The sequence below is a fragment of the Alcaligenes sp. YSL9 genome, from assembly GCF_030515105.1.
GTDB classification, from domain to species: domain Bacteria; phylum Pseudomonadota; class Gammaproteobacteria; order Burkholderiales; family Burkholderiaceae_B; genus Alcaligenes; species Alcaligenes phenolicus.
In genome coordinates, this window is the sequence record NZ_JALXJU010000005.1 from 19,073 (window position 1) to 36,451 (window position 17,379).

19 protein-coding genes are annotated in these 17,379 nt (G+C 55.7%); 9 read left to right on the forward strand and 10 right to left on the reverse strand.

Annotation, left to right across the window (positions count from 1 at the left end):
- Positions 1–132: 132 nt before the first annotated feature.
- Together M2Q46_RS18480 and aspA are read right to left on the reverse strand one after the other, a co-directional pair.
- Positions 133–882, reverse strand: a complete 750-nt coding sequence (locus tag M2Q46_RS18480; RefSeq protein WP_302357873.1) for a sulfite exporter TauE/SafE family protein — start codon at positions 880–882, stop codon at positions 133–135.
- Positions 883–1,029: 147 nt separating this feature from the next.
- On the reverse strand, positions 1,030–2,448 hold the full coding sequence (gene aspA / locus M2Q46_RS18485; protein WP_009460082.1) for an aspartate ammonia-lyase: 1,419 nt from the start codon (positions 2,446–2,448) through the stop codon (positions 1,030–1,032).
- A gap of 841 nt (positions 2,449–3,289) precedes the next feature.
- On the opposite strand from aspA, the gene M2Q46_RS18490 reads away from it, so the two are divergent.
- From M2Q46_RS18490 to M2Q46_RS18515, 6 genes are all read left to right on the forward strand, one after another.
- Complete coding sequence (locus M2Q46_RS18490; RefSeq protein ID WP_021446953.1) at positions 3,290–3,847, forward strand: MarR family winged helix-turn-helix transcriptional regulator; 558 nt, start codon at positions 3,290–3,292, stop codon at positions 3,845–3,847.
- Positions 3,848–3,958: 111 nt separating this feature from the next.
- The gene (locus M2Q46_RS18495; RefSeq protein WP_254002187.1) at positions 3,959–4,561 is read left to right on the forward strand and encodes a DUF2946 family protein; all 603 of its coding nucleotides are present in this window, start codon (positions 3,959–3,961) and stop codon (positions 4,559–4,561) included.
- Positions 4,562–4,581: 20 nt separating this feature from the next.
- Entirely contained in the window at positions 4,582–5,172 is a 591-nt protein-coding gene (locus M2Q46_RS18500; protein ID WP_009460085.1) for an NUDIX hydrolase, read from the forward strand.
- Positions 5,173–5,174: 2 nt separating this feature from the next.
- A complete protein-coding gene (aat, locus tag M2Q46_RS18505; RefSeq protein ID WP_035271930.1) occupies positions 5,175–5,903 on the forward strand; it encodes a leucyl/phenylalanyl-tRNA--protein transferase in 729 nt (242 codons plus the stop codon).
- A gap of 48 nt (positions 5,904–5,951) precedes the next feature.
- Complete coding sequence (locus tag M2Q46_RS18510) at positions 5,952–6,674, forward strand: arginyltransferase (protein WP_060186979.1); 723 nt, start codon at positions 5,952–5,954, stop codon at positions 6,672–6,674.
- A gap of 21 nt (positions 6,675–6,695) precedes the next feature.
- Positions 6,696–7,730, forward strand: coding sequence for a quinone-dependent dihydroorotate dehydrogenase (locus tag M2Q46_RS18515; protein WP_302357859.1), 1,035 nt, complete (start codon positions 6,696–6,698; stop codon positions 7,728–7,730).
- Between the two features lie 134 nt (positions 7,731–7,864).
- Here the strand turns inward: M2Q46_RS18515 and phaP are convergent, their stop codons facing one another.
- The 4 genes from phaP to M2Q46_RS18535 all read right to left on the reverse strand — a co-directional run bounded on the left by phaP (position 7,865) and on the right by M2Q46_RS18535 (position 11,197).
- Positions 7,865–8,464: a TIGR01841 family phasin gene (gene phaP / locus M2Q46_RS18520; protein ID WP_009460089.1), complete on the reverse strand. Its 600-nt coding sequence runs from the start codon at positions 8,462–8,464 to the stop codon at positions 7,865–7,867.
- 244 nt (positions 8,465–8,708) lie between these two features.
- Complete coding sequence (locus tag M2Q46_RS18525) at positions 8,709–9,458, reverse strand: IclR family transcriptional regulator (RefSeq protein WP_035271925.1); 750 nt, start codon at positions 9,456–9,458, stop codon at positions 8,709–8,711.
- A 121-nt stretch (positions 9,459–9,579) separates the two neighbouring features.
- Positions 9,580–10,389 carry a molybdopterin-binding protein gene (locus M2Q46_RS18530; RefSeq protein WP_083053154.1) on the reverse strand — a complete coding sequence of 270 codons (810 nt, stop codon included), beginning with the start codon at positions 10,387–10,389 and terminating at the stop codon, positions 9,580–9,582.
- Positions 10,379–11,197 (reverse strand): EI24 domain-containing protein, encoded by an 819-nt coding sequence (locus M2Q46_RS18535; RefSeq protein ID WP_035271921.1) that lies wholly within the window; start codon positions 11,195–11,197, stop codon positions 10,379–10,381. Before M2Q46_RS18535 ends, M2Q46_RS18530 begins: the two co-directional genes overlap by 11 nt.
- Positions 11,198–11,270: 73 nt before the next feature.
- Between M2Q46_RS18535 and M2Q46_RS18540 the strand changes: the two genes are divergently transcribed.
- Positions 11,271–11,660: a thioredoxin family protein gene (locus M2Q46_RS18540; RefSeq protein ID WP_009460093.1), complete on the forward strand. Its 390-nt coding sequence runs from the start codon at positions 11,271–11,273 to the stop codon at positions 11,658–11,660.
- On the opposite strand, the gene M2Q46_RS18545 is transcribed toward M2Q46_RS18540, so the two are convergent.
- From M2Q46_RS18545 to M2Q46_RS18555, 3 genes are all read right to left on the reverse strand, one after another.
- Entirely contained in the window at positions 11,640–13,016 is a 1,377-nt protein-coding gene (locus M2Q46_RS18545; RefSeq protein ID WP_080748056.1) for a DEAD/DEAH box helicase, read from the reverse strand. The genes M2Q46_RS18540 and M2Q46_RS18545 overlap by 21 nt on opposite strands.
- Positions 13,017–13,129: 113 nt before the next feature.
- Positions 13,130–13,465 (reverse strand): AzlD domain-containing protein, encoded by a 336-nt coding sequence (locus tag M2Q46_RS18550; protein WP_009460095.1) that lies wholly within the window; start codon positions 13,463–13,465, stop codon positions 13,130–13,132.
- Positions 13,465–14,151, reverse strand: a complete 687-nt coding sequence (locus M2Q46_RS18555; RefSeq protein ID WP_009460096.1) for an AzlC family ABC transporter permease — start codon at positions 14,149–14,151, stop codon at positions 13,465–13,467. The genes M2Q46_RS18550 and M2Q46_RS18555 overlap by 1 nt, the downstream gene beginning before the upstream one ends.
- A gap of 285 nt (positions 14,152–14,436) precedes the next feature.
- On the opposite strand from M2Q46_RS18555, the gene M2Q46_RS18560 reads away from it, so the two are divergent.
- Together M2Q46_RS18560 and M2Q46_RS18565 are read left to right on the forward strand one after the other, a co-directional pair.
- The gene (locus M2Q46_RS18560) at positions 14,437–14,649 is read left to right on the forward strand and encodes a zinc-finger domain-containing protein (protein WP_021446957.1); all 213 of its coding nucleotides are present in this window, start codon (positions 14,437–14,439) and stop codon (positions 14,647–14,649) included.
- A 66-nt stretch (positions 14,650–14,715) separates the two neighbouring features.
- The gene (locus tag M2Q46_RS18565) at positions 14,716–15,846 is read left to right on the forward strand and encodes a YheT family hydrolase (protein WP_115634017.1); all 1,131 of its coding nucleotides are present in this window, start codon (positions 14,716–14,718) and stop codon (positions 15,844–15,846) included.
- Positions 15,847–15,874: 28 nt separating this feature from the next.
- Here the strand turns inward: M2Q46_RS18565 and M2Q46_RS18570 are convergent, their stop codons facing one another.
- Positions 15,875–17,368: a M48 family metalloprotease gene (locus tag M2Q46_RS18570; protein ID WP_035271918.1), complete on the reverse strand. Its 1,494-nt coding sequence runs from the start codon at positions 17,366–17,368 to the stop codon at positions 15,875–15,877.
- Between the last annotated feature and the right edge of the window lie 11 nt (positions 17,369–17,379).

Sequence of the window (17,379 nt, forward strand, 5' to 3'; positions counted from 1 at the left end):
TCCCAGAAACCTCACAGGCTCTGCTCCAGTGGGCGGGAAGCCGAAATGCATTCCCATCGCCGACATTTATTATCAGGTAAACAGGCCTTTTTTCGATATAGAGCATTACCCTAGAGGCTTCAATCACCTGCTCTAGCGCGCCAGCAGCTGGGGTACCGAAGAGACCAGCATCGCAATGCCGGACAGGGTCAGCAGACTTAAAACAAGGGCTCGAAACGTGCTTTGGCTAATGCCCACATACAGGCGCGCGCCCGCCAGCACAGGGATCAGCACAGCCAGCATCACCAGTCCTATAGACGGCAACATGGACAGCAGAATAGAACCGGAAGCAATATAGGCCAGCAAAGTTACCGACAAGGTCGCCAGATTGAAGTTTTGTATAACGGCGCGCTGCTCATCTTTGGGCAGCCCGGTCATGGTGGTCCACAAGGTAGGAATCACCCCCGTCATACCACCGAGCCCGCCCATGATGCCGCCTATCAAACCCGACACGGCATTGGCCAGGCGGCTACGCACCCTCACATGGCCCAAACGGCTGGACATCAGCATGATCGGGCACCAGATCACCATCAAGGTTCCTAAAAACGCCTTGAATACGGCTGCATCCAGGAAAGGCAGCAAATAGGTCCCCAAAGGCACACCAATCAGGCCGCCGGCCAGAAACGGCAACAGGATCTGCCAATAAGAGGTACGCCGCCGGGTGAAGGCGGCAATCATCTGCCCTGTCCAGGCACCGCATACCGCCAGCACCGCCGCCAGTTGAGGCTCCAGAAACCAGGCCCAGCAGGACATGGCCACCAGGCCAAAGGCAAAGCCCGACAAACCCTGCACGAAACCCGCCACAATGGCGCCAACAGCCACCGCCCAGTAAACCGACTCCATCATCCCCCGCTGCTCCTTGCCTGTAGACAAGCGACAGTATCTCTCTTTACGAATCGAGCGGGCAGAAAAAAGCCTCCACAATGGAGGCTTCCCAAACTGTTACCGGCGTCGGCCAAGACTGGCCAATCAGGCCTGGTTCAGATTGGTTCAGGCTGGGTCAGCAGCACGCAGATCACGAGGTTGGATCAGCGATTCGGCACGCAACACGTCATTCAGGGTCTCGGCATCCATCAAACCACGCTTGAGAACCACGTCACGAATATTGGTACCTGTCTGGAAGGCTTCGGCGGCAACCGAGGTAGCCGCTTTGTAACCGATGAACGGGTTCAAGGCGGTGACCAGGGAAATGGAACGCTCGATATTGCTTTCCAGGCATTCACGGTTGGCAGTGATACCTACCACGCAGAACTGGGTCAGCGTGTCGCAAGCATTGCTCAACAAAGCCATGCTACGCAGCAGGGAGTGAATAATCACAGGCTCAAACGCGTTCAGCTGCAACTGACCGGCTTCAGCAGCCATGGTCACGGTCATGTCGGCACCAATCACTTCAAAGGCAACCTGGTTGACCACTTCAGGGATCACGGGGTTGACTTTACCGGGCATGATGGACGAACCAGCTTGCACGGCAGGCAGACAAATTTCACCCATACCAGCACGAGGACCGCTGGAGAGCAGACGCAAGTCGTTGGACAGCTTGGACAGCTTGACGGCAGCGCGCTTCAACACACCCGACAGGTGCAGGAAACCGCCGCAATCCTGAGTGGCTTCGATCAAATCGTCAGAGACACGCAGTTGAACACCGGACAGATCGGACAAGGCAGCCACAGCCAGCTGAGCATACTCAGGGTGAGCCGTAATGCCGGTACCAATAGCCGTACCGCCCAGATTCACGTCACACATCAGCTTGCGCGATTCTTTCAGACGCACGATGTCTTCGTTGATCATGGTGGCAAAGGCGTTGAACTCCTGACCCAGGGTCATGGGCACAGCATCTTGCAACTGAGTGCGGCCAATCTTCATGTACGAGGAGAATTCCTCGGACTTTTTCAGGAAGGCGTCGCGCAGACGTTCCATGGCGGCAAACAGCGGGTCCAGCGAACGGTAGGCAGCCAGGTGCAAAGCCGTTGGATAGACATCGTTGGTGCTTTGGGCCATGTTCACATCTTCATTGGGGTGAAGATACTGGTACTCGCCGCGCTTGTGACCCATATGTTCCAAGGCCAGGTTACAGATAACCTCGTTGGCATTCATATTGGTCGAGGTACCTGCGCCGCCTTGAATCATGTCTACCACGAAATGCTCATGGCACTTGCCCGCTTGTACGGCCTGACATGCAGCCACAATGGCGTCGTGCTTATCCTGCTCCAGCAAACCCAGTTTGAAATTGGCCTGAGCAGCTGCCTGCTTGACCAGCGCCAGAGCATTAATCAGTTCCGGGTAAGTTGAAATAGGCGTACCGGTAATGTGGAAATTCTCCTTGGCACGCAAGGTATGAACACCATAATAGACTTCATCGGGGACTTGGCGGTCTCCCAGCAAATCATGTTCGATACGGAACTGACTCATAATTCCTTCGTTTCCTTAATAACGATAGCAAGACTTTTTTGATACGCCTCATACTCAATCCCGGACTACAAACGGAACAAAGCCCTACCATTTCTTGCGAACTTGGCAGGGGCTCGGGGACATGCTGGCAAATACCGCTAATAAGCTTTGGATAATGCTTGTATCCAATTCCGGAAAGCAAAGGCCCGTAAAAAACGGGCCTCTATTGCAATCCGCCAAGCGGGGTGAATGATCCAACCGCCTTTTTTGAAGGCATCGTCGAGCTCGGGAAGCGCTTTGAACATTGTAAACGCCGAGCGCTCACATGCACGTCGTTTTGCGGTTTTTCTTGAGTTGGGCCGCCTTCTCTTCCTGACTGACAGTTGAAAACTCGCTTAATTTAGCGGTGTATCTCCGATATAGCTCGCTCATCATGTCTGTAACAAGAGTCTGGCGCTTTGGACACGAGCGTTGCGCGCTTGCATCATTTTGATGCGTTCAAGCCATAAGACTCACAACACAGGATCAAAAATCATCCCATGCTGCCCGGATAGGAAGTCCGGAAACCTTGCAGTTTGAGAAAAAAAGGAAGGCAAAAGAGTATACACAGGCTTTACGACTATTCTGTAAACCCATAGCCGCTTATACTGAAAAAAACTGGTCTTATTTTACTAAATGAAAATTCCTAATCAATAAAAGATGTTTAAATCAGTAAAAATGGAATTAAAAAATAAGATAAATTTCCACATTAAAAGCAGCGGCTCAGTAATAAAAGAAAGCAAACCCGTTTTTTATTGGGTTTTATTGATTCTTTCTAAATAACTACTGCTCTTTGCCGCGCACTCCTTAACGGCACAGCACTATGAAATTACTCGATCTGAAATATCAAACTATCCTGAGCGAATCCCAACGCCAGGCCCACCCTAAAACCGAGGATATCGAACTGTGTTTACGCGTTCTGTCGCTGGCCTCCAGCATTAATCGCGCTTCCAGCTCTGTTCTGAACGAATTTGGTCTGTCCGAAGGACGTCTGGTTCTGCTGTTCTTGCTTAGCCGCCAACCTTCTGGCCTGAGCCCCGCGCTATTGGCAGAACAAGCTGGCGTGACCCGCGCCACCATCACCGGCCTGCTCGACGGGCTGGAACAGCAGCAATTGCTGGTACGCCAGAACAATACCTCGGACCGCCGCGTGCTCACTGTTAAACTCACCGAGGCCGGACAAGAGTTGTGCGAGCACCTGCTGCCCTATTACATCGAGTGGCTATCGGGCGTATTTAGTCATGTTCCCCAAGACGTGCGCGAACGCTTGTCCAATTTGTTATCCAAAGCCCTGCAAGGCAACGACACACCGGAAATCAAAGTTGAAAAGCCTCTTTCGCACACCATCCCCGGAACCATGCAGCGCAGTTATATGGCTTAAGGCACATACTCGCCTTGCCCCAGGGTCGACCTTGTCGTCGACCCTACACCGTCAAGGGTGGCAACCGTATCGGTGCCACCCTTTGTTTTCGTCCCTGCAAGGCTGAAACTTATGGATGCTGCTGTTATGGATGCCATGAAAAAATGGCCCAATGTGCCCGCTGTCAGCGGGTATATCTCTTTAGATCAGTCTGGTCATTGGCGTCATCACCCGGCTGGCGATGCTAACCAGCACCCAGGGCAAGTGGGCGAGCGCATTGCTCACCAGGGTTTGTTGGCATTTTTCAACCGTAATTATCAGGCGGATGAACAAGGCCGCTGGTTTATCCAGAATGGTCCGCAACGTGTTTATGTCCGTCTGGACGCGGCCCCACTGATTGTTTCCCTGGCCCAGGATCAAGCCCATTTGCAAGACCATACTGGCCGTCCCGTTGAAACTATTCAGGCCTGGTACATCAGCGCTGAGGGCAGGCTCTATTTGCGCAGCTCCGCAGGCCCGGCCTTGTTAGCGGGCCGTGATGTTCCTGCCCTGCTGGATCAGTTACGCACAGATCAACACGGCCTGGAGAGTCTGGATCTGGAGCAAGCCCAGCGCAGCGAAGGCTGGTCCTTGCCCGCGTACCCACAAGCCTGTTCCCTGACAGTCTGGTCGTCCTGCGTGTCGCCCGCCGAGGAATTGGCGTATATTGTTTTGCCAGAACCCGATCCCAATTGAACCGCCATCACAGAATCTGCATGACCCAGCCATCCGCCTCTTTCTATTTCCCCGCCCCACGCACGCAAAACTTCTGCAATCAATGTGGCAGCAAATTGACACGCCTGGTGCCCCCGGACGATAACCGCATGCGTGATGTCTGCGAAAATTGCGGCGCGGTGCACTACCAGAATCCCCGCAATGTGGTCGGTATTGTGCCCATGTGGAAGGACGATCAGGTCTTGCTGTGCCGTCGCGCCATCGAGCCGCGCTACAACACCTGGACCTTGCCCGCCGGTTTCATGGAGCTGGGCGAAACGCTGGGGCAAGGCGCCTTGCGTGAAATGGGCGAGGAAGCGGGTGCGCAAGTCGAACCCGGCCCGCTCTTTACCGTTATCAGCGTGCCTTACGCTGAACAAGTTCACGTGTACTACCTGGCCAAAGTCATCAGCGACGTGCTGGACCCCGGTCCGGAGTCCCTGGAAGCCCGTTTCTTCCACCTGGACGACATCCCTTGGGACAACCTGGCTTTTCGCACCGTAACCGCCACCCTGGAGCGTTACGTCGAAGACCACAAGGCAGGCCGCTTCCAGATTCACGAATTTGATATCGCCCCCCGCGACCACGGCTGATCATGTCGCTTGTATGGGTCGCTCCTGATCAGGCCCTGCCCAGCCCTGAACACGCCAGCCCCGAAGGGCTGGTGGCTGCCGGTCTGGATTTAAGCGTTCCACGCCTCCTGGAAGCCTATAGCCAGGGCATGTTTCCCTGGTACAGCCCTGGCGACCCGGTTCTGTGGTGGTCTCCTGATCCGCGCATGGTGCTGGAGGTCGATCAATTCAAGATTTCCCGCTCCCTGGGCAAAAAACTGCGCCAGATTGCACGGCAGCAAGATCAGGACGACGCCCCTATCCGAGTCACCTGCGATCTGGCCTTTGAGCAAGTCATAGGCCAATGCGCCGCCCAACGTAGTGCGACCGGCACCTGGATCAGCCCGGATATTGAGCAGGTCTATACAGCTTTGCACCACAGTGGCTACGCCCACAGCGTAGAAACCTGGATGGACGGCAAGCTGGTCGGCGGTTTGTATGGGGTGAATCTGGGCCGCTTTTTCTTTGGCGAATCCATGTTTGCCTTGCAAACCGATGCCAGCAAGATCGCCCTGGCCCATCTGGTGGAGTTTCTGAAGTTCGCGGGCATCCCGTATATAGACTGCCAGCAAGAGACATCGCATCTGGCCAGTCTGGGTGCCAGCCCCATCCCCCGGAAAGACTTTATGGCTGCCCTGAGCTGGGCCAAAGATCAACCCAGCCCGGTCTGGCCGCGCGGGGCATTGCAACTAGGCCTGCCCCCAACTTGCTAGGCTGGCGCGAGCATCCCATAATGGCTCTATCACGCTTGGCAGAGTCGCATGAATTATCCCAAAGCACCCAGTCCCCAAACGCTGCAATTCTATTCCACGGCCAGCTATCGTTGCAGTTACCTGCCAGAACAACAGGCACGCTCGCTGGTTGCCGCTCCTGCTCACCTGATTAACGACACGGTTTACTCCAAGCTGGTCCAGCAAGGCTTTCGACGCAGCGGCACCTTCACCTATCGCCCCTATTGCGACCAGTGCCGCGCTTGCCTGCCCCTGCGTTGTGACACCCTGCATTTTCAGCCCGACCGAGCCCAGCGCCGTGCCAAAAAACGCCACGGCAATCTGGTCGTACAAGATCTGCCCCTGCACTGGAATGCCGAACACTACGAGCTGTACCGCCGTTACCAGGCCAGTCGACACCCCGGCGCCGGCATGGACGAGGACGATCAGTCCCAGTACGCCCAGTTTCTGCTGGCCAGCCATGTCACTTCGCGTCTGCTGGAGTTTCGTGAGCCCGACGGTACCTTGAAAATTGTGGCCGTCATCGACGTGCTGCAAGACGGGCTTTCCGCTGTTTATACCTTTTTTGATCCCGACGACACCGGCAGTCTGGGCACCTACGCCGTGCTCTGGCAGTTGGACTATTGCCGTCAACAATCCCTGCCCTGGCTCTATTTAGGCTACTGGATCGAAGAAAGCCGTAAAATGGCCTACAAAACCCGCTTTCGCCCCTACCAGCTCCTGATAAAAGGTCGTTGGGAATGGCTGGCTTAACGTCCTCTTTTATCGATCCCCATGTCTGCCCTATTCAGCCTTTATCCCTTGGCTCGCCGGGTGCTGTTCAGTCTGGATGCTGAACACGCTCACGAACTGACTCTGAAATCCCTGCATTGCGCTCACCAAACCCCTCTTTTAGGTAGTTTGCTGAAAGACCTGCCCAGCAAACCTCTGGAACTGATGGGCCTGAAGCTGCGCAACCCTGTGGGTCTGGCCGCTGGCCTGGATAAAAATGGCGCACATATCGATGCCTTGGGCGCCCTGGGTTTTGGTTTTGTCGAAGTTGGCACCGTGACTCCAAAAGCGCAGCCCGGCAATCCCAAGCCACGCCTGTTCCGCCTGCCTGAAGCCAATAGCCTGATCAATCGCTTCGGCTTTAACAACCACGGCCTGGATACCTTCATTGAAAATGTGCGCAAAAGCCAGTTCCGCTCGCAAGGCGGCATTCTGGGTCTGAACATTGGCAAAAACGCGACTACCCCCATTGAGCAGGCCGATCAGGACTATCTGACGTGTCTGCGTGCGGTCTACCCCCACGCTGATTACGTTACTGTGAATATCTCCTCACCCAACACGCAAAACCTGCGTGCCTTGCAGGCTCAGGATGAACTGGCCCGTCTGCTCGGTTCCTTGCAAGCGCTACGTACGGAATTGGCACAAGAGCACCAACGCTATGTGCCTATCGTGGTGAAAATCGCTCCTGACCTGGATCAATCGCAAATTGATGCCATTGCGGACACGGTTCCCTCGCAAGGTCTGGACGGCATTATTGCCACCAATACCACCTTGTCGCGCGATGCCGTACAGGGTTTGCGTCACGCTCAGGAGCAAGGCGGCTTGTCCGGCCCACCCGTGCACGAATTATCCTTGAACGTCATTCGTCGTCTGCGCGAGCAACTAGGCCCCGACTTCCCGATTATTGGTGTGGGTGGTATTGAATCTGGCCGTCAGGCTCAGGAAAAGATCCAAGCCGGAGCCCAAGCAGTACAGCTATATACTGGCTTGATTTACAAAGGCCCCGCCCTGATCTCCGAGTGCATTCGCGCCCTGTAAAACGCAACGTGCCCGCGTGACGCGGGCACTAGCATCCTGAAGCAAGTTCACTACTGGCACGGCAAGCAAGAAAAAAGCCAGCTCGATGAGCTGGCTTTTTCTTTAGCGCCTGATTAAATCAGACCAGCAAAGACTTACTTCTTGCTGGTAGCAGCCGTTGCCGCAGCGGCAGCCGCTTCAACGGTTTTATTGCTGGCTTCGGTGACTTGAGCAGCAGCTTTCAGGCTGGCGTTGGTAGCAGCCTGGATGTTGCTTTCAGCAGCATCAGCAGCTTGGCGAGCAGCCTTGACAACGGTTTCAGCCGCGTTGGAAGCCGTGGCGAAGGAAGACTTCAGCAAAGCAACAGCGCTTTCGGTACCGGTAGGTGCGTTTTTGGCCAGCTGGTCGATAGCGTCAGCAGCGTGCTGTTGACCTTGAGCCAGTTGAGCTTCAGCGATGCGCGACAGGTTCAGTTGCAGATCGGAGAAGATGTCGTAAACGCTTTTGCCGTATTCCAGAGCCTGGGCAGCATTAGGCTTGGCCACGCTTTGCGACAGGGCCACAACGTCTTGCACGTCTTTGGCGTTGATAACTTGCTGGGATTGGCCAGCCGCTTGTTCCAGCGAGCTGCGCAGCAGATTCAGGTTCAGACCAACCAGCTTTTCAAAGCCTTGCAGCAATTGACCTTGAGCAGCGAACAGGTTGTTCAAAGTAGCTTGTTGGGATTCCAGTACGTTTTGTGGAATAGCACTCATGATGTTTTCCTTGGAGATACGTGGCCTGGGTCAAGCCAGCGTGAAATTAGTGTCAGTGTTACTAGACAAGGGTCTGAAGAAGGCCCGGCCCATTCGCAACTACGCAAGGCAAACCTTCTATGTTGCACCGCAACAATTCAACTTTAAGCGCTATCCAAAACAAAGTCAACGTAATTTGTTGCGCTGCAACAAAACCGTCATGGACTTGTAATCAAGACTGGAAAAACAACACTAAAACACAGACTTAACGCTGTTTGTCGTATCCCAGCGTTTCGGAAATTTTAGCGGCGGTATTCAGCAAAACGGGAATCCAGTCGTCGTGCAAACGCTCGGCCGGAGCAGATAAAGACAGACCGGCCAAAAGCTTGCCGGTGTCGTCATACACACCAGCCGCAATACAGCGCACACCCATCTCCAGCTCCTCGTTATCGCGGGCATAGCCCAGACGACGAACTTGCGCCAATTCGCGCTCCAGCAATTCCAGTTGAGTAATGCTGTTACGAGTCGCACCGGCCAGGCCAGTACGCATGACGTAGGCCCGCACCTGACGCGGTTCCCAGGAAGCCAGAAACAGCTTGCCGGTCGAGGTCAAATGCAAAGGTGCATGGCCACCAATGGCGCGCACCACCTGCATACCCGAGCTCTCGCTCCAGGAACGTTCCACATAGACAATTTCATCGCCCTGCTGCAAGGACAGATTCACCGTTTGTCCGGTGTACTTGTGCAGCTCGCGCATGGGGGCCAGGGAAGCCGCACGCACATTCAGACGGCCTTTAACCAGGGAGCCCAGCTCCAGCAAACGCATGCCCAGTCGGTATAAACCGCTGTCCACGCGCTCCACATAACGTCCCACCACCAGATCGTTCAGGATACGGTGAGTGGTTGAGGTATGCAGGCCAGTTGCAGCCGCCAGATTCTTCAATGCCACTGGCTCAGATTGCTTGGCCAGTTCGTCCAATAGAATCATGGCGCGTTCCAGAACCTGGATCGACATCTGACCACCATTGTTTGACGACGCGCCTGAGGGCGTAAAGGAATTTGTTGTCATTATTAGGAGAATTATGATGCAACGCAACAAATTCCATAATATGAAATGGTCGCGCGCTTGGCAAGCGCTATTTTAGCGCAGGGCTCAAGCTCCCGCCCAAGTCCAGCACCTGCTGGCGCAAATAGGCCAAGGCCTCTGCCGCCGGTTCCGGCTCCCCTTTAACGCCCAGATCAATATGTGGCTGTCCGCCCGCTTCCCCCACGCTGGGCAGGCTAAACGCTTTCACACCTGGCCAATTCAGCTCTACATGCTCCATGGCCGGCGTAATACGCGACTCTGGCAAGTTAAAGGCCAGGAAAGAGTGTTCGACTCGATGAGCCAGATGGTGCAGTTCCCGATAGCGAGTATCCAGCGTCCACTCCATCATGGGCCAGGCCATCACAGGAAAACCCGGCATGAAGGTGTGATTGCGAATGAAAAAACCGGGAATCTTGTTGTAGACATTGGGCACAATTTCAGCACCCACCGGAAACACCCCCATCTGCAAGCGCTGCTGGTTCTCGGGCAAGGACATATCCGCACTACCCACGCCATTACGCTCATTTTCAGCACAGCGCTCAGCAATCAAGGCTGCGGCCTCGGGATGCAGCTTCAGCTCCACACCCAAAGCCTTGGCCGCCGCCTGGCGGGTCTGATCATCTGGTGTCGCACCAATCCCACCACAGCAAAACACAATATCCGGCGTCGCAAAACTGCGCTCCAGGGTGGCGGCAATCGTATCCAGATCATCAGGGATAATCTGGGCGCCCCCCAGTTGCAAGCCCCTGGCCCCCAGCAGCTCGATCAGTTTTGAAAAGTGTTTATCGTAGCGACGTCCCGACAGGATTTCGTCGCCAATAATAATCAGACGAATAATGGCTTGATCCTTAGTTGTCATGGTCAATAAGCGTAGTAGAAGCCGCTGCTGCCTCGTGCTGGCGCAGGCGACGAAGATTTTCCAAAGAGAAGTGGGCAAATACCAGAGCCGAGAACACAGGCAAGACCAGCCAGGCCGGTGGAATCAGATTCAAGAGGGCAAAGATCAGACCGATCAACCAGTACTGGCTATTCAGACGGGACCACAGATATTTGCGCTCTTGCACATTCGCGTGCTCAACCAGGGAATCCACCCGCAACATGCGCGTCAGGGCAAAAACCCACCACAGCACGGGCAAAATCAGCGCAAAAGGAGGAAAAATCCATAACGGCAAGGTGACCAGCCAACCCACTACAAACAAGGTTCCCACCCACACCGCGTTCCAGACGCTGTAGACCGTGGCATTGTGGCCTTGCTTGATCAGATCGGGATAGTCTTTCTGCTGCAAATGGCCCAGGACCAAAGGCATGACCAGCACAGCGGCAATAATCAGGCCCAACACACCGGCCAGAGGCAACAAGATGCCTAAAGCCAACAAGGGCGCCAGATACACTTTCAGCGAGAACAGGCCCAAGCCCACCAACCACTGATCCACGGATTCAAAGGCATTCCAGCCCCCCAGCAGCTCCAGCAACCAGGTCTGAATGGGGGTCCACAATAGCCAGCTCAGTAAAATCAGGCCCACAAACATGATCAGGAAAGGCATGACCAGGGCCACCAGCATGCGTGGCTGAAATTGCGACACCAAAGAACGCTTGAAGGCGATGGAGATGCTGGCCCAACCGCCAGCAGGGCCCGATCGCGATGGGGCAGACGAAGATACGGACATACTGCTCCTGCTAAGCAAAATCGATTACCCGAGTATCATAGACACAGTCGCTTCTTTTTGTCTGTATGAAATTATGGCCTTGTTCAACGCCCAACACGATCTGACCGCCCTGGCGGCCCACCTGCAAGCCGAACCCGATGCTTTGTTGATTGCCTGTTTCTGCGCCGAATGGTGCAAAACCTGTCAGCAGTATCAACCCGCTTTTGAGGCTTTGGCCACACAGTTTCCCCAGGCTTGCCTGATCTGGATTGATATTGAAGAGCAGCCCGAGCTAGTGGGCGATGAAGATATTGAAGATTTCCCCACGCTGCTGATCCAGAACGAAAATGGGACCGTTTTCTACGGTCCCATGCTGCCTCATATCGAACATCTGGAGCGTCTGGTGCACAGCATCTCCGAACGCAGCCCGGTCGTTGATGCCGGGCCTGGGGATTTGCGCGCCTTAGTAGCGGCCGCCGCCTAACAGCACACCCACCGAACGCTTGCGCGTTGTATTGGAAGGAGTCGTCACCGCTGGCTTGGGCGCAGCAGCGGTCGATGGCTCGTAAGGCTTGAGGAAAAATTCATCCACGGGTGGCGTGTTCGACTGATACGAACGACGCTCGCCACGCTCGTGACGGTTGGAACCGGAACGGGACGAGGAGGCAGCCGCTGGCAGATCCAGCTTCAGACGTGGCACAGCCGTGCCAATCAGCTTCTCAATTTCTTGCAACAAATGCTCTTCATCAGGAGCCATCAGGGCAATGGCTTCACCCGAGGCGCCAGCACGACCAGTACGGCCAATACGGTGCACATAATCTTCAGCGTTGTACGGCAAGTCCACGTTGATCACGCAGGGCATACCGGCCACGTCCAGACCGCGGGCGGCCACATCGGTTGCCACCAATACATCCACACTGCCGCTCTTGAAGGCGTCCAATACCTTCATGCGCTCCAGCTGGCTTTTATTGCCGTGGATGGATTCCGCCTTGATGCCTTCACGCTCCAGATAGCGGGCCAGTTGACCAGCACCAATCTTGGTATTGGAAAAGACGATAGTCTGGGTCAGCTTCTTGGTCTTGATCAGATGCGCCACGGCACGACGCTTCTCGTCCGCCGACATGGGGTACACCACCTGGGTGACTGTCGATGCGGTCGCGTTACGGGCAGCCACTTCGATCTCGACCGGATCATTCAGAAAGTTGCGGGCCAGCTTGCGGATTTCCTTGCTGAACGTCGCCGAGAACAACAGGCCCTGACGATTCTTGGGCAGCAAGGACACAATACGGTCCAGATCGGGCAGGAAGCCCATATCCAGCATGCGATCAGCTTCATCCAGCACCAGAATGCTGACCTGGCTCAAGTTGATCGTGCGCTGATCAATGTGATCAAGCAGACGGCCTGGGGTGGCGATGACAATTTCAACACCACGGCGCAGGGCCTCTTTTTGCGGACCAATATCCACACCACCGAACACTACCGTCGAGCGCAAGGGGACCGATTTGCTGTAGAGCGCAATGCTCTCGGCCACCTGGTCGGCCAGCTCGCGTGTTGGTGTCAATACCAAAGCCCGCACCGGGTGGCGGGCGGGCGAAGCGCTGGTCGTGGCGTGCGCCATCAGACGATTCAGGATAGGCAAGGAAAAGGCTGCCGTCTTACCTGTACCCGTCTGTGCTGCCCCCATGACATCACGGCCGGCCAGCACCACGGGAATCGCCTCGGCCTGAATAGGCGTAGGCTTGGAATATCCCGCCTCGGTAACGGCGCTTAATATTCCAGGGTGCAGACCGAAATCAGCAAACGTAAGGTCATTGGGGGTCGAAGGAGTTTTATCTGTCATGTACGCAAAAAGTCGGCTTGCCATCAGTGGCAAGCATTTGTAACAATCCTATTTTAACTTATGCCCGCCTGCCTCACAGCAGTCACGGGCATGTCAGTACTCGGGTCAGGATTTTATGGCATCACGGCACGTATCAGCCAGAACGCCACCATCCCGGCCACGATTACCCAAACAGCGTTACGGGTACGGATGAACACCAGCACAGCCACCAGGCTGGCCAGAGCTTTAATATCCAATCGGGGGGTGTCGCCGTAAGCCCAAGGCAAAAGTTCCGGGATAATGATTGCCGCCAGAGCAGCTACCGGAGCAAAGCGCAAGGCGCGCCGCATACGTTCGGTCAGGGGCAGCAAATCACCAAACATGAAATAGCCGGAGCGGGTGAGCAAGCTGCACAACACCAACAGGGCGATTGCACCCAAAACGTACCAATCATACTGCCAATCGCTCATCACCGTGCATCCCTATGCCGTTGCAGTTGTTCTGCCGCCACGCCAGCCAGCACTCCGCCAAGCACCGCTGCCACCAGCCCCAAACGCAGGGGCAGCGCCTGTCCGACCCATGCAATCACGCTGGCCGTAATCAAACAGGCCCACATGGCACGGTTATTGACCAAGGGAATCAGGAGCGCCAGCAGGGCCAGAATGGCCGCAAACTCCAGCGACCAGGAAGGCGGCACATAGGCACTGAGCACAATGCCCGACAAGGAGGCAATCTGCCAGCTTAGCCAACCAGGCAGGATGATTCCCAGGTAATACCAAAGATGCTCGCGCGAGCCGCGCTCTTTGGAGTCGCCATACTTGGACATGAACAGCACAAACACCATGTCACTGGTGATATAGCCCAGGCCCAGGCGTTTCTTCCAGCTCAGATGACGAAAAAAAGGCTGCAAGGCCGCTCCAAAAATAATGAAGCGAATATTGACGATGAACCCGGCAGTGAAAATCAACCACAAGGGCGCGTGGGACTCGATCAGCGGCAAAGCCGTCAGCTGGGCCGAGCCCGCATACACAAACAAGGTCATCAAGGTGGCTTCAAACCCGCTCAAGCCGGACTTGACCATGGCCACGCCCGTTACAAAGCCCCAGACCACAGTGGCAATCAAGGCGGGAATGAAGTCGATGAAACCGGCGCGCATGTGTACACGATCCTGTGCACTAGGCAACAAGGCCGATAATCTTGTGATGGCTGACACGCCGTCTCCTGAGATGTGCTGCCCGCAAGCTGTAAACAGCGGCGGCAGCTTTGCTTATGATTTTTCTTATTCTAGAAGCAAAACCGAGGCACGAACATCTTGCTCTGTTGATAAGGTCAAGAAAAAACAGGCCGGGTCTTGCTACAATCGCTAGTCTACGCACGTAAAGTTCGGCACCGCCGTTGCGTGCACGGTATTCTTACCTCTCTCATTGTTATCAGGAACCTTATGAGCGCCGCTATCGAACCTAAAAAAGCAGATCACGAACTGATTATGGTCGGAGCCGACGATCTGCCCGTGCACTGCCCCCGTCCAGGTGGCACACTGTGGAACATGCACCCCCGCGTGTATATCGATATCAGCAAGACCGGCGAAGCCGCTTGCCCTTACTGTGGTGCCCGCTACCGCCTGAAAGAAGGCGAGAAGGTTCACGGTCATTAATTTCTGAATCTGGCTTCGTTGGACCCCACTGCTCCCCCCTCTGGCAATGCGATAGAGCCGGGCCCTGTGCCCGGAGCTGACGCGCAACCCTGGCGTCATGCCGATACGGTTGCCCGTCTGGATTCCAGCGCCTGCCCCCTGCCCGCCTGGTTGCCTGGCGGACACATACAGACCATTCACGGGGCATTTTTTGCCCGCCATCACCATATCGCCTTTGTCCGTCAAAGGATTGATACACCCGATGGCGACTTCCTGGACCTGGACTGGACCGGGCCTGGTCTGTTTGCCGACAAGCTGGCCAACGGTGCCACCGCCCAACCAGACGCCCACTTATCCCGCACCGCCGCCCGTCGCTGGATGCAGCCTCAGGATTGGGTCAGCCTGCCCAGCACGGCCGATACCCATGCCCTGGTTCTGTTTCATGGGCTGGAAGGCAGCAGCCGCAGCCATTACATCCAGGCAATCGCCCAGTACTTCCGCGCCCGTGGCTGGATTGTGGTGGTCGCCCATTTCCGGGGCTGCTCAGGCTTCCCGAATCGCATGGCACGCGCCTATTACTCGGGTGACTCGGAAGAAATCAGCTTTATCCTGAATACGGTTCGAGGCCATCTGCCCAATGTGCGCTGGCACGTAGCCGGCACTTCGCTGGGCGGCAATGCCATGCTCAAATATTTGGGTGAAGCGGGTGATGAAGTGTCCTGGTTGCAGGCATGTGCATCCATTTCGGTACCACTGGATCTGGTCGCTTGCGGCCGCTATCTGTCCGAATCCCGAATGGGCCGCTGGTTTTACTCGCCCTATTTTCTGAAAAGCATGCGCAGCAAGCTGCAGGACAAGGCCCACCGTTTTCCAGGCATGGTCGATACTGCCCGCTTGAATCAGGCCCGCACCATACGCGACTTCGACGACATTTATACCGCGCCCATGCACGGCTTCAGCCATGCGCTGGATTACTGGACGCGCGCATCCAGCAAGCCTTTGCTGCGCAATATCAAAATTCCTACGCTGGTTTTGAATGCTCGCAACGATCCTTTCGTGCCGCACACCAGTTTGCCGACAACTCAGGACTGCTCGGACTCCATCCTGCTGCATCAACCTGCCGAAGGCGGGCACGTCGGTTTCATCACGGGCAGCATCCCCGGCAATATGGGTTGGTTACCCGCAAGACTGGCCCGCTTCTTTGAAACCAATAGCTAAGATCGGCTAAAGCGGGCCTGCGGGCTCATCAGGAGCGGAAACGCTCCAGCAAGATACGCTCACTTTCCACACGTTCACGCAATTGACGAATCTGCGTATCCAGCTCGGATTGCTGATAGAAGTCCTGGGTCAAATTGCGCGCCTGCTGCAATTGCTCCACAGCGGTAGGCAGAGCCCCCACTAATTCATAGTACTCAGCCATGGCACGTCGGGCCTTTACACCGTCGCCCAAACGATCATAGGTTTGTGCCAGCAACTGATGCAGCTGGGGTTCATCAGGCCATTGCTTGATACGCTCCATCAAGAAAGCCTGCGCCTGATCGTTTTGCCCCAATTGCTGCAAGACCTGCACATAAGCCAAAGCCACCCCTTGGCTCTTGGGCCAACGCTGCCAGGCCTGCTTGGCCAAATTCAAAGCACCTTGCACATCTCGATCGGCAATCGCAATGCGTATACCCAGGGTATCCAGCTCCGGAGCCTGGAATTTGCCCTGTCCCCGCGCTTCGGTCAGATGCGCACGAGCCTGTTCATAATCCTGACGGCCTTGCGCAATATAGGCCAGACCGTACTGCGCCGCAGAGCGCTCCAGATCACTTTGTGACTGGTTCGTACTTTGCAGCGCCTGTTCCAGAACACGCAAAGACTGCCCACCCCCAGCCTGCATCACCATCAACTTCGCACGGATATACCAGAACGAAGGGGTGTCCTGATAATTACTGGCTGGCAGACCGCGCACCCGGTTACTGATGTCCGATTCACGCTGCTGAGACATGGGGTGAGTGCTGGCGTACTCATTGGCTGTGGCGCGCTCATTCAGACGCGAAGCCGCGGCCAGACGCTGAAACATCTGCACCATGCCTTGTGGCTCATAACCAGCCTTGAGCAGCATCTCGAAACCGACGCGGTCAGCTTCTTGCTCGGCCTGACGAGAAAAACCCAGCTGCCTATCCACGGCCGCTGCTTGTCCGAAAGCAGCCGCCCCCATAGCCAGATCACCACTGCCCGCCAGGGCCCCCAACAAGGCTCCGGCCAGAGCAGCAATCAGCAAATGGTTGCTTTGCGCACTTTGGGTAATACCGCGAGCCACGTGACGTTGCGCTACGTGGGCAATTTCGTGAGCCAGCACCGAGGCCAATTCGGACTCGGACTGTGAAGCCGTGAACAGCCCGCTATGAATACCGATATAGCCACCGGGCAAGGCGAAGGCGTTGATGCTGCTATCACGCAGGGCAAATACCGTCACTGGCTGCGCCATGGCAGGACCGTACTGGGCCAGCTTGCGGCCCATATCCGTCAAATACTGATTGATATCCGGGTCCGAGACATAGTCGGGTGAACGCCTGCCCTGCTCCATGATGGCATTGCCCAAAGTCCGCTCCAAAGCCGGAGACAACTCGGCACCCGAAGCTGCTCCCATTGAAGGGATGCCCACAGGCTGCGCCTGCACAGGCAACACTGAACCGAAAGCCAGCGACAAAGCCAGACATAGAGAAAGCGCGGAACGGGCGGGTTTAAACTGCATGGATACTCCCG